Source organism: Catenibacterium sp., from assembly GCF_052354645.1.
Taxonomy (GTDB): Bacteria; Bacillota_I; Bacilli_A; order Erysipelotrichales; family Coprobacillaceae; genus Catenibacterium; species Catenibacterium mitsuoka_A.
In genome coordinates, this window is record NZ_DAWDDM010000033.1 from 1 (window position 1) to 11,703 (window position 11,703).

Sequence of the window (11,703 nt, forward strand, 5' to 3'; positions counted from 1 at the left end):
GGAAAAGAAGTTTCCTATATGTATTATACTATTTCTTACTCCAAATTTCTCTATCGGATGCATTAACGGCATTCATCCCCCACCTATATTCTATATTGAGGTGGGGGGTTCTGCCTGTTTTTTAGATAAATCAGGACATTCCCACATCTTACCTTCATGATCAATTGTAGAAGCATGACCATATTCACCTAAATAATCCCAATTGATTAAATCATCCGATTGATAAATGAGTACATGTCCTCTTCCATCTTCCTTCTGACCACCAATAATCATCTTAAAATGATCATCTTCTCGCCATACTTTAGGATCACGGAAATGATATGTATTATCTGTAGGTGGTTCACTAATCACTGGATTTGCTTCATACTTATGAAAATGAATACCATCTTCACTCCAGGCAATATTCACATTCTGATGAAATGTGATATGTTCAGGATCATCATAAATATTACCTGTATAGATTAAATATAAACGATTGTTGTACTCTATTGCACTTCCTGAGAAACAGCCATCAAGATCTTCTTTATCCCCTGGAGTTAAGGCAATAGGTAAGTTCTCCCAGTGAACCAAATCCTTACTTCTTACATGACCCCAATGCATAGGTCCCCATACAGGTTCATCTGGGTAGTATTGATAGAATAAATGATAATATCCCTGGAAATAAGAAAATCCATTTGGATCATTGATCCAGCCATGTTCAGGACATACATGGTATTTTAAACGATAGCTCATACTACTCTCCTTTGTGCTGATTAAGATGTAATGTGAATGTATTAATATCTCCTCTATAACGGGCAATAGAATATTCTATTAGATTCTTTTGTGTATCATAACCAATAGAGCGGAAATAGAATAGTGGGTCTCCTTCATCTATATCCAGCATATCCGCAATAGTATCATCTGCGAGAGCTATTTCTAATGTACGATCAATTGTATCAATACTATGTCCCTGTTTCTCAAAAACATCATAGAGCCTAATATGCGTAAAGTCGATATCGAGTAAACCCGGAAATAAAGAAACAGGAATATAGGTTGTAATAAAGACATTGGGATTATGATCTGTATAACGTAAACGAACAAGCTTATAGACTAAATCTTTTTCATGAATCTGTAGAGATTTCGCAATCTCTTTAGATGCTTCTTCCATTTTAAATGTAATCACCTGTGTTTTAGATACAACACCATGTCTTTTCATCTGTGTATCAAAGCTTGATATTGATTGAGTAAAATCTTGAATGACTTTAGGTGCACATACAATCGTACCACGTTTCTTTTTCTTTTCTAAATAACCTGCATCTACTAAGATTTGTACAGCTTTTCTAATCGTTGGACGACTCACATTGTATAAATCAGAAAGTTCATGTTCTGTAGGAATAATGGTTCCTTCTGAATATTCACCCGATGTAATTTTATCTAATAAGTCTTTCTTTACATCTAAATATAAAGCGGTCATAACGTTTCCTCCCCCATATATATACTATTTTATCACATAAAAAACACAAGTGATATATTTACATAATGTTGACATAATGATGTTATAATGTTAGTATATATGTAAAGGAGAGATGATTATGAAAGAATATACTATTGATGAATTAGCACAGATGATTGATCATACTAATCTTCATACTGATGCTTCTAGTAAAGATATGGAAAAACTATGTAATGAGGCAAAGGATTATCATTTTAAAATGGTTGCAATCAATCAGGTACAGTCTCATTTATGTGCAGAACTACTAAAGGGTACTGATATTCATGTAGGAGCTGCCATCTCATTTCCATTAGGACAAACTACTATTGCCTCTAAAGTATTTGATACAAATAATGCGATTGAAGAAGGTGCTACAGAGATTGATTATGTGATTAATCAAACAGAAGTTAAGAATAAGAACTGGGATTATATTAAAGATGAAATGACACAGATTGTAGATGCATGTCATGCCCACAATATTCCTTGTAAAGTCATCTTTGAAAACTGTTATCTTACAGATGAAGAAAAAATTATGTTATGTGAAATTGCGAAAGAGGTTAAACCTGATTTTATTAAAACATCTACTGGTTTTGGAACAGGTGGTGCAACATTTGAAGATGTTGCATTAATGAAAAAACATGTGGGTGATGAAGTAGAAGTAAAAGCTGCAGGTGGTATTAGAGATGCGGATACTTTTATTAAGATGATTCAAAATGGAGCAACACGTATTGGTACGAGTGCAGGAGTCTCTATTATTGAAGAATTAAAGAAAAAAGCTGTAGATGGTATTATTAAGATTTAAAAAGGTCATAAGACCTTTTTTTCGTATATAATAGTGTAAAGGAGGGTTTTCTTATGGGATTCCAAATTTTTAATTTTGAAGATAATAGTAATGTTTCTGTAGTAAGTCGTAAAGGGATTTTTAAAGTCATTCAATATGATAAGGATTTAAGCTGTACTGCAGAGGATGCACAAACTAAGTTCTATATGAGTCAGATGAATGTAAAGAAAAGACAACTAATGATTACTTTAAATGATGAAAGTGTCAATATACAGCCAGGGGCAATGCAATGGTATGTGGGTGATGTACATCAGACAACAGGTTTAAAGGGTATTGGAGATACAATTAAAAAGTTCTTTAATGCGCAGGTCACTGGTGAATCCACTATTAAACCACAATATGTTGGTACAGGTGTAATAGTCACAGAACCAAGTTATAAACATTATATTATTGAAGATCTAGATGATTGGAATGGAGCGATGTGTGTAGAGGATGGTTTATATTGTGCATCTGAAACCAAAGTCAGCTTAAGTGCATCTATGATTAAAAGTGTATCAGGACAAACTATTGGTGAAGAAGGATTATTTAATCTATGTCTAAAAGGTTCTGGTAAAGTAGTCTTAGAATGTGATGTACCACAAGAAGAACTTATCACAATAGATTTACATAACGATACGTTAAAGATTGACGGTTCATTCGCCATTGCCTGGAGTGAAAACCTTGACTTTACAGTAGAAAGAAGCGGTAAAACACTCATTGGTTCAGCTATGAGTGGTGAAGGTTTAGTCAATGTTTATCGCGGTACAGGAAGAGTATTAATTAAACCTCAAATTTAAAAACATCCACTAGTCGTGGATGTTTTCATTATGTGCATAATCTTCTATAAGATATTCTGAAAGCAACATATAGATATCTCTCATACAGTTCTTTGGTACACGCGATATATTCATCACCTTCATCTCTTTACCATATAAAATATAATTTGCATCTGTACAATAGATTTCTACTAGTCTTGCAAGAGTAGTTGAAGATGGTACACATGCATCATTTTCATACTTTCCTATAGTTGTACGATCTAAATCAATACGTCTTGCCACTTCTTCCTGTGAATATCCTATTTTATTTCTTGCTTCTCTTAATCTCTCTCCCATTGACATATCTATTTACCTCTATGTCTTAAGCATAGAAATAAATATGAGCGTATGGCGCTCATGAGCGTAAAATTCTCATTTTCCTATCTTTCATGACATTATTTTCTGTTTCATGATATATGTTATGTCATATAGTGAGTTATTCATGTATTGTGTTCACGGAAGCTATAACAGTGTGTTTACACGCTCAAGGACTATTAATAGTCCTTTTTTTATTTAATAGGTGGTGAGATCTCATGATTATTTCTATAGTACATTCAAATTCTCATATAATAAAAAGAATAACCAATATACTTGATTATCATCTACATCATCCTTATACAATATCTAACACTCTTATTCCTGCAGATTTGTATTTTACTGATACACTTGAAGATATACCAAGAATAAGAAATATAAATAAAAAGGCTTTTATTGTGATAGTTACCAATCACCCATTAGGTCCTGAAACTGTCATCTATCAGCCTTTTTACTATATATTTGAAGATAGTCTAGAAAAAGATATTCCTTTCATATTATTCACATTCTTTCATTCTCGTGATTATTATCATTTCAAATATAATTACCAGGATATTTCTATTCCTATTAATCATATTATCTACATACATACACATGAACATCTCACTACAATATATACAAAAGAAAAGAACTATCATCTCTATAAACCTTTAAAGGTGATATTAAAAGAGATTGGTTCTAAACAGATTGTACAAATTAATAAGAATACATGTGTAAATACACGTTATATTACTAAAATTAATCAATTAGATATCTATCTCAATCTAGAGATATTTAAGCTAAGCTATAAATATAAAAATAAATTTTATGAAGCATTAAAAAAGAAGTCCGAAGACTTCTAAATAATCTGGAAAATATAGAATTTTAAGTAAGATGTTTCTTCCATAGTCCAAAGAATTGGATGATCCGCATTCTGTTGAGTCACTGATACCTGTTTTAGAGTAACTCCACATTCTTTTGCGGATTCTCTTAACATCTGTTCAAAGAGTGCAGTTTCCATAAAACGTGAACAGCTGCATGTAATTAAATATCCACCCTGTCTTAAAAGCTTCATAGCTTTCATATTAATATTCTTATAGCCATTATAAGCATGGTTGACAGTTCTTCTTGATTTAGTAAACGCAGGTGGATCTAAGACAATGATATCATACTGTCCCTGATGACATTTATCTAAGTAATCAAAGACATCATCCTGTACAAAAGACATTCTTTCTTCTAAATGGTTCATCTTAGCATTCGCAAGACCTTGATCTAAAGCTGTCTGAGAAACATCTACAGCAGTGACATGTTTTGCGCCTCCAATTGCAGCATTTAATGCGAAACCACCTGTATGACTAAAACAGTCTAATACTGTCTTACCTGCAGACATGTTTCTAAGTAATACTCTATTAGATTTCTGATCTAAGAAGTAACCAGTCTTCTGACCATTTTCTACATCTACATTAAGTTTTAAACCATTTTCATTAATAACTGTTGTAGTAGGTAATGTGCTTGGTTTCCAGAATCCTTTATAGAGTTCTAAACCTTCCTTCGCACGTACTTTAACATCATTTCTTTCATAGATGGCAGATACATTCTGACCATCTTCTTTTAATACTTCTAATAATAATTCATAAATCATATCCTTGATTAAATCTAAACCATAGGATGTAATCTGAGTCACAATGATTTCATTATAACGGTCTGCAGTTAAGCCTGGTAAGCTATCAGCTTCACCAAATACAAGACGACAATTAGTTAAGTTATCTTTTTCTACTGTCTTTCTAAAATCATAGGCAAACTGAATTCTCTTTTTAAAGAAGTCTCTATCAATCACTTCATTTTGATCCTTAGTTAAGATACGTACTGTAATATGACTTTCTTTAGAAAGAAAACCTGTACCTAAATAACGTCCTTTAGTTGTCATAATATCTACTAAAGAACCATTCTCAATAGAATCATCTAGACTACCTAGATTATTCTTATACATCCACATCTGCCCTTTATCGAGCCATTTTTCTCCTTCAGGAGTAATAATAATACTTGGATAATTTCTTTTCATTTTATACACCTCGTTTATAAAATAAAGTATATAAGAGATAAAATCAATAAAAAAATCAGAGTTCATTAAGAACCCTGATTAGGAGAAAATCTCCTTTAAATACGGTTTGTTTTTTCTGTAATGTTACGCATTCGTTCCTTTAATGAATCATTAAAGGAATTCTTATCTAAACGCCACATCCAGTTATTACCTAAAGTATTAGGTTTATTCATACGTGCTGTATTATCAAGCTTTAAGTAATCCTGCATTGGTACAATGCACTTATCACTTACACTTGCCATAATACAATCAATACTCATATCCACTAATACAGTGTCATCATCACCATCATAGTGTAGATAGTCTTTCAACATCTGTCTTTCTTCAGGTAAAATATTTTTAAGCCATCCGATCATTGTTTCATTATCATGAGTTCCAGTATAAACAACTGAATTTTCTGTATAGTTGTGAGGTAGGTAGTTGCTTGTACCAGAAGAATCACGTGAATCAAATGCGAATTCAAATAGCTTCATACCTGGATAACCACAATCAGCGACCATCTGTTTAACTGTATCAGTCAAATAACCTAAGTCTTCTGCAATAACATTTATCTTACCTAAAGACTCTTCAACTGTCTTAAATAAGTCGTAGCCTGGACCTTTTTCCCAATGTCCATTTCTCGCAGTTGTATCACCATAAGGAATTGAGAAATATTCATCAAAACCTCTAAAATGGTCAATACGTACAATATCGTAAGCTTTCTTGCAATATGCAATTCTCTGAATCCACCATGCATAACCAGTTTCCTTATGTTTCTTCCAGTCATAAAGTGGATTACCCCAAAGCTGTCCATCAGCAGAGAAACCATCAGGTGGTACACCTGCAACTGCAGTAGGTTTTACTTCAGGATCTAGCTGGAATAATTCTGGCTGTCCCCATACATCAGATGAATCATATGCAACATAGATAGGAATATCACCAATGATTTCTACCCCTTTACTATTCGCATAATCCTTTAATGCATACCATTGTTTCCATACATAGTACTGTAAGAACTTATGGTAATTAATATCATCACTTAGTTCATTGCGTTTCTCGGTAAGGGACGCATCATTTCTTAAACGTAATTCTAAAGGCCAATTTTCCCAGCCTTGGTTATCATAAGATGCTTTTATTGCCATAAATAATGCATAATCTTCTAGCCACCATGCATTGTCCTTACAGTAAGCTTTAAAATCTTCATTATCAGTAATATGTGAATTCTCATAAGCTTTCTTTAATAATGCATATCTATTTTCATAGAGATAAGAATAATCAACATAATCACTGTTTATATCTGCCTCTGGTAGATCTTCTTCCTTTAAATAACCACATTTCACAAACTCATCTAAAGAAATAAAATATGGGTTACCTGCAAAAGTAGAGAATGACTGATAAGGTGAATCACCATAACCAGTAATACCTAAAGGAAGAATCTGCCAATATGTTTGTTTAGCTTCTACAAGATCATCTACAAACTTATAAGCAGCTTCATCAAAACAACCAATACCATACTTACTAGGTAAAGATGATACGGATAATAACACACCACTTTTTCTCATAAACTATCCTCCATAAATAATCCAAAATGATCAGAAACTACATCTTCATGTGTACCATCAAATACAACATGATGGCTTTTTACATGTTCTTTTTTATTACACCAGATATAATCAATACGCATACCATCTACTGCTTCATCCCATCCGTCTATTTTACCCTGAGCAGTAAAACGACCTTGGACATCATCCGCTAAGTCACGTGTATCAAACCATCCATCTTCTTTAATAGTCTCATAACTTTGGTTTGGAATAATATCAGGTGCATTGAAATCTCCTGCTAAGTAAACAGAGACTTCTTTATTCGCCACAACATTGAGCTTATGCCATTGGTTGATGAAAGGTTCCTCATCATCCTTCCACCATCCTAAATGGACTGTATAAACCCAAAAATGTGTGTTTTCTTTTACTATTTCTACTCCAAGAGAATTACGTTTCTTCCAGAACGTATAATCATTGGTTTGCGTCAATAAAGTATTTTCACTATTCACAATTGGGTACTTAGAGAAGATGGCTACACCTTCATCAAACTTGCCATAACCTACTTTAACTGGTATATAGTTCCAATTGTATTGATCACCAAGTAATTGGCTTAGTCCAAGTGCATAATTGTCTTCTTTAATAATGTCTCTACCGACATAAGATCTGTCGGTAGAAATACTTTTTGCAGTCATACTTTGATTGACTTCTTGTAAACAAATGACATCAACATCATAATTTAGAATAAAATTCGCAATTGTCTGGAGCTTATTCTTTTCATCACATTCACTTAGTGAATGTGTGTTAAGTGTCATAAGCTTCATTTTCTTTTTCCTCCTTTTAATAAGGTTATGTCTTACTTCCTTTTTCTTACAAATTCTATTTTAATGATTGTAAACACTTACACAATAGATTTTATGCAACAAAATAGGGTATTTACGCATATAATATGCAAATGTTAGCGCAACGCAACAATAATAAGTATAATAAAAGTGAGGTGATTTAAATGAGTATCACAATTAAAGATATCGCGAAAAAAGCAGGTGTATCTCCATCTACTGTATCTCGTACAATTAATAATCATTATTCTATTAGTGAAGAAACGAAAGAAAAAGTACGTAAAGTAATGGATGAACTCGGTTATGTGTATGATAAATCACATATTAAGAAACATGATGTTGGTGTCGTCTTTCCACGTTCTATGGTAGATGTCTATGAAAATCCATTCTATCTAGAAATAGTAAGAGGAATTAGTTATATGTGTAATAAAGAGCGTTATAGTCTTCATATTATTACTGGTGCCGATACGAGAGAAATGAAGACAAGTATGGAAATTGCGGATTGTGAAGGATATATCTTCCTAAATACGAAAATTGAATCTTCTGTGACAGACTATCTAAGAGAACGTATGATTCCTTATATTATGATTGGTAAACCACCAATGAATTCCATTACATCAGTCAGTGTAGATACAGATAATATCCAGGCAGGCTATGAGGCAGTGAAATACTTATTAAAAAAAGGACATCAAAAGATCGGTTATATTGGTGAAAAAAAAGATGTACAATATTCTATAGATCGACGTCTTGGTTATATACAAGCTTTATCCGAAGCAGGCTATGAAATAAAAGAAGACTATATTAAGAATCTTTCTTCGAGCTATTCCTATAACCCCAATGAAATACTTGAATTATTAAGAAGTGATGACTGTCCGAGTGCCTTTGTGGTATGTGATGATATTTATGCAGTCATTATGGTTAGACTAATTACTGAAGTAGGAAAGAAAGTGCCTGATGATATTTCTATTGTGAGCTTTAATAATTCTATCTTTGCACGTTTCTCAGAACCACCACTGACTTCTATTGATGTAAGCCCAAATCAGTTAGGCATGGAAGCAGTTGTCCAGCTTATTAAACATATAGAAACACCTACCATGTTTGCAACACGCTCAATTGTGCCATTCACAAAACGTTAATTTATACGTTTATTCAGAGAAATTCAAAAAACTCAAATCGATATTTCAATTTGGGTTTTTTTGTAAAATGAAAATGAGTACAATGTTTACTATGCTTTGAAATGAACTTGCATATTAAAATATGTAATGCTCTAATTTGATCGCAAATTAGAGAACAATTGCATCAAAACGAAAAGGTAAGGATGGGAGAGATCCTTACCTTTTCTAACTTTTAGAGTTAGTTGTTTTGAAAAACAAAACATTTATGAATATAATATAATTCAATACCTTTGTGCGAATTTAGTTTTATTATTTTCCAGCTACGCAACCACTATCAACAGGAAGTACAACACCGTTTATAAAAGATGATGCATCTTCACATAAGAATACTGCAGCATTAGCAATATCTTCTGGCTTTCCTAAATGACCACTTGGATTTGATTCTTCTGCTTGTTTATAAGCATCGGGAGCGATTTCTTTGAGTGAATTTACTAATTCAGTTTCGATAGTTCCTGGTGCGATAGCATTAATAGTAATATTAGATGTTGCATAATCAAGAGCAGCTGCTTTTGTAACACCCACAACACCATGCTTAGCTGCACAATAAACTGAGTTTCCTTTGATTCCTAATAATCCAGCACCAGATGTCGTATTGACAATACGCCCAAAACCATTTTCTTTCATTATTTTTATTTCTTCAATCATACAATTTGTAACAGCAATTAAACAAATTCCAATTACTTTATTAACTTCTTCACTGGTACATTCATCAAGTGGCTTTGCTGGAATACCAAATCCTGCATTATTCATAGCATAATCTAATTTTCCAAATTGTTCTTTTATCCATACATAGGCATTTTTGATTTCATCAATATCAAATAAATTTACATGTTTATAAACAACCTTTTTTCCTTGATCACATAATTCTTTTGCTAAAGTTTCTCCTTTGTCATCCTGAACATCAAAAATAATAACTTGGCAACCTCTATCAGCAAACATACGAACCATACCTTTTCCAATTCCACTTGCTCCACCAGTAACTAATACAACACGATTTTCCATTTTTCTACCTCCAAATATTTGATTATATATAAATTATAATTTATGGAGTAACTCTATAGTCAAGGATGGCTTATTTATCTAATTTAGGTACATTATCTTCTAAAAATACACAAAATTGAAGAAATAAATCTTGTATGATATAATTTTATATCAATAAAACATTGGACTAACTTTAATGTTAAGGAGATCATATTATGAAAATTAGTGAAGCTGCTAAATTGTTAGGCATATCTACAGATACAATACGTTATTATGAAAAAGAAGGAGTGATTTATCCAAAAAGAATAAGTCAAAACAACTATCGTGATTTAGATAATAAAGATGTTATTTCATTATTAGCATGTTTATATAATCGAAAGATAGGGTATTCTATGAAAGAATCAGTAGAGTATGTTGAAGGTATACCTGTTTCTAAAGTAACGGATATTTTAAATAATAAAATTTGTGAATTAGAATCAGAAGTAAAGGAAACTAAAAATCTTATAGATTATTTAACAACTTTAAAGGTTGAGTCAGAAACAGATTTTTATAATATTGGGAACTATTGGATCACTGTTGAACCTAAATGTTATTTATTACCTTATGCGAAAATTTCTCAATCAGAATTTTGTTTTACTAAAGATGATCCAAGATATTATGCAAAATTATTTGAATATCTCCCATTCATTAGTCAAGCACAAGTAACAGATGTAAAACAATATGATTCTTCACAAAGTGTAACAGAGTGGTTTTTTGTGATACCCGAAATTATTTATAATCAACTTCCTCAAGAATTTTTAAAAGATGCAAGAGTTATGCCAAGACAACATTGTTTAAATACAGTTGTTATTAATGAGAACTGGGAATATCCAAATACTGAAATTTTTAAAGATATATCTATTTATTTGAAAAAACGTAATATTAAATCTTGTGGAATTGCGACAGCAACTTATCCAAATTACTATTTTCAAGAGAACGGTAAAAAAGTACGTTATGCAAAAGTTAAAGTACCTATAGAATTGAAATAAATAGTTGAATAGAGAATATGAAATATATGTAGACTTTATAAAAGTGTGCATATTTCTTTTTTTGTTTTATAATATGAATATATTTAGAAAAGGAGAAATTTTATGAAAAAGAAATATGAGGTTCTTTTTTATATTGATAAATTATCTACAAAAAAAGATCAAAACGATCCCTCTAAAATGGTGTTTTCAACAAAAGAATTAGCAAGTCATTTAAATATTCAACGTTCTAATTTATCAGCTATTTTGAATGAATTAGTTAGAGAAAATAAATTAGAAAAAATAGCTGGGAGACCGGTACTTTATAAAATACATAATAAATTAGATGAAGACGATTCTATATTTAATCAACTAATAGGATTTAATGGAAGCCTTGCTAAGTCTATTCAAGATATTAAATCAACACTTTTATATCCTGGTAAAAAACCGGTTATTTTATTGTCAGGGGAAAGTGGTACAGGTAAAAGTTTACTTGCTAAAAAAATATATGAATTTTCTAAAGAAAAAGGCCTAATTAATGAAAATGGTCAATTAGTGAAACTAAATTGTAAATACTTTATGAATGATGAAACTATGATTAAGAATTTATTTATTGATTATGGAAAAGCTGCTTTAGAAAAGGCGAAAAACGGAATGATTTATTTTGATAATGTTCATTTAATACC

Annotated in this window: 13 protein-coding genes; 6 read left to right on the plus strand and 7 right to left on the minus strand. The window is 31.7% G+C overall.

The annotated features are described in order from the left end of the window. Positions 1-90: 90 nt before the first annotated feature. A complete protein-coding gene (locus ACT8VG_RS02685) occupies positions 91-732 on the minus strand; it encodes a glycoside hydrolase family 32 protein (RefSeq protein ID WP_444195151.1) in 642 nt (213 codons plus the stop codon). A gap of 1 nt (position 733) precedes the next feature. Then, positions 734-1,453 carry a GntR family transcriptional regulator gene (locus ACT8VG_RS02690; protein WP_331874386.1) on the minus strand — a complete coding sequence of 240 codons (720 nt, stop codon included), beginning with the start codon at positions 1,451-1,453 and terminating at the stop codon, positions 734-736. Between the two features lie 118 nt (positions 1,454-1,571). Between ACT8VG_RS02690 and deoC the strand changes: the two genes are divergently transcribed. Next, a complete protein-coding gene (gene deoC, locus ACT8VG_RS02695; protein WP_117459571.1) occupies positions 1,572-2,273 on the plus strand; it encodes a deoxyribose-phosphate aldolase in 702 nt (233 codons plus the stop codon). 53 nt (positions 2,274-2,326) lie between these two features. After that, the gene (locus tag ACT8VG_RS02700; RefSeq protein ID WP_022425201.1) at positions 2,327-3,088 is read left to right on the plus strand and encodes an AIM24 family protein; all 762 of its coding nucleotides are present in this window, start codon (positions 2,327-2,329) and stop codon (positions 3,086-3,088) included. Between the two features lie 9 nt (positions 3,089-3,097). Here ACT8VG_RS02700 and ACT8VG_RS02705 read toward each other — a convergent pair whose 3' ends face one another. Further along, positions 3,098-3,409 carry a helix-turn-helix domain-containing protein gene (locus ACT8VG_RS02705; RefSeq protein ID WP_331874388.1) on the minus strand — a complete coding sequence of 104 codons (312 nt, stop codon included), beginning with the start codon at positions 3,407-3,409 and terminating at the stop codon, positions 3,098-3,100. 230 nt (positions 3,410-3,639) lie between these two features. Between ACT8VG_RS02705 and ACT8VG_RS02710 the strand changes: the two genes are divergently transcribed. After that, the gene (locus tag ACT8VG_RS02710; protein WP_217106111.1) at positions 3,640-4,263 is read left to right on the plus strand and encodes a LytTR family DNA-binding domain-containing protein; all 624 of its coding nucleotides are present in this window, start codon (positions 3,640-3,642) and stop codon (positions 4,261-4,263) included. Here ACT8VG_RS02710 and ACT8VG_RS02715 read toward each other — a convergent pair. The 3 genes from ACT8VG_RS02715 to ACT8VG_RS02725 form a co-directional block, all read right to left on the minus strand. Next, complete coding sequence (locus ACT8VG_RS02715; protein WP_418220668.1) at positions 4,260-5,462, minus strand: class I SAM-dependent rRNA methyltransferase; 1,203 nt, start codon at positions 5,460-5,462, stop codon at positions 4,260-4,262. The genes ACT8VG_RS02710 and ACT8VG_RS02715 overlap by 4 nt on opposite strands. A 95-nt stretch (positions 5,463-5,557) precedes the next feature. Beyond that, the gene (gene malQ / locus ACT8VG_RS02720; protein ID WP_117459899.1) at positions 5,558-7,042 is read right to left on the minus strand and encodes a 4-alpha-glucanotransferase; all 1,485 of its coding nucleotides are present in this window, start codon (positions 7,040-7,042) and stop codon (positions 5,558-5,560) included. Then, entirely contained in the window at positions 7,039-7,842 is an 804-nt protein-coding gene (locus ACT8VG_RS02725; protein ID WP_117459897.1) for an endonuclease/exonuclease/phosphatase family protein, read from the minus strand. The genes malQ and ACT8VG_RS02725 overlap by 4 nt, the downstream gene beginning before the upstream one ends. A gap of 182 nt (positions 7,843-8,024) precedes the next feature. On the opposite strand from ACT8VG_RS02725, the gene ACT8VG_RS02730 reads away from it, so the two are divergent. Beyond that, complete coding sequence (locus ACT8VG_RS02730; protein WP_444195152.1) at positions 8,025-8,993, plus strand: LacI family DNA-binding transcriptional regulator; 969 nt, start codon at positions 8,025-8,027, stop codon at positions 8,991-8,993. A 288-nt stretch (positions 8,994-9,281) separates the two neighbouring features. Here the strand turns inward: ACT8VG_RS02730 and ACT8VG_RS02735 are convergent, their stop codons facing one another. Next, the gene (locus ACT8VG_RS02735; protein ID WP_117459894.1) at positions 9,282-10,034 is read right to left on the minus strand and encodes an SDR family NAD(P)-dependent oxidoreductase; all 753 of its coding nucleotides are present in this window, start codon (positions 10,032-10,034) and stop codon (positions 9,282-9,284) included. A 194-nt stretch (positions 10,035-10,228) separates the two neighbouring features. Here ACT8VG_RS02735 and ACT8VG_RS02740 point away from each other — a divergent pair, with 194 nt between their 5' ends. Beyond that, entirely contained in the window at positions 10,229-11,041 is an 813-nt protein-coding gene (locus ACT8VG_RS02740) for a MerR family transcriptional regulator (protein ID WP_117459891.1), read from the plus strand. A gap of 102 nt (positions 11,042-11,143) precedes the next feature. Beyond that, on the plus strand, positions 11,144-11,703 hold a 560-nt coding region (locus tag ACT8VG_RS02745), incomplete at its 3' end, for a sigma 54-interacting transcriptional regulator (RefSeq protein ID WP_444195153.1).

Excerpts from the sequence above, each read along its gene's own strand:
- ACT8VG_RS02685 (WP_444195151.1), bottom strand. The coding sequence starts at position 732 with ATGAGCTATCGTTTAAAATACCATGTATGTCCTGAACATGGCTGGATC.
- ACT8VG_RS02690 (WP_331874386.1), bottom strand. The coding sequence starts at position 1,453 with ATGACCGCTTTATATTTAGATGTAAAGAAAGACTTATTAGATAAAATT.
- deoC (WP_117459571.1), top strand. The coding sequence starts at position 1,572 with ATGAAAGAATATACTATTGATGAATTAGCACAGATGATTGATCATACT.
- ACT8VG_RS02700 (WP_022425201.1), top strand. The coding sequence starts at position 2,327 with ATGGGATTCCAAATTTTTAATTTTGAAGATAATAGTAATGTTTCTGTA.
- ACT8VG_RS02705 (WP_331874388.1), bottom strand. The coding sequence starts at position 3,409 with ATGTCAATGGGAGAGAGATTAAGAGAAGCAAGAAATAAAATAGGATAT.
- ACT8VG_RS02710 (WP_217106111.1), top strand. The coding sequence starts at position 3,640 with ATGATTATTTCTATAGTACATTCAAATTCTCATATAATAAAAAGAATA.
- ACT8VG_RS02715 (WP_418220668.1), bottom strand. The coding sequence starts at position 5,462 with ATGAAAAGAAATTATCCAAGTATTATTATTACTCCTGAAGGAGAAAAA.
- malQ (WP_117459899.1), bottom strand. The coding sequence starts at position 7,042 with ATGAGAAAAAGTGGTGTGTTATTATCCGTATCATCTTTACCTAGTAAG.
- ACT8VG_RS02725 (WP_117459897.1), bottom strand. The coding sequence starts at position 7,842 with ATGAAGCTTATGACACTTAACACACATTCACTAAGTGAATGTGATGAA.
- ACT8VG_RS02730 (WP_444195152.1), top strand. The coding sequence starts at position 8,025 with ATGAGTATCACAATTAAAGATATCGCGAAAAAAGCAGGTGTATCTCCA.
- ACT8VG_RS02735 (WP_117459894.1), bottom strand. The coding sequence starts at position 10,034 with ATGGAAAATCGTGTTGTATTAGTTACTGGTGGAGCAAGTGGAATTGGA.
- ACT8VG_RS02740 (WP_117459891.1), top strand. The coding sequence starts at position 10,229 with ATGAAAATTAGTGAAGCTGCTAAATTGTTAGGCATATCTACAGATACA.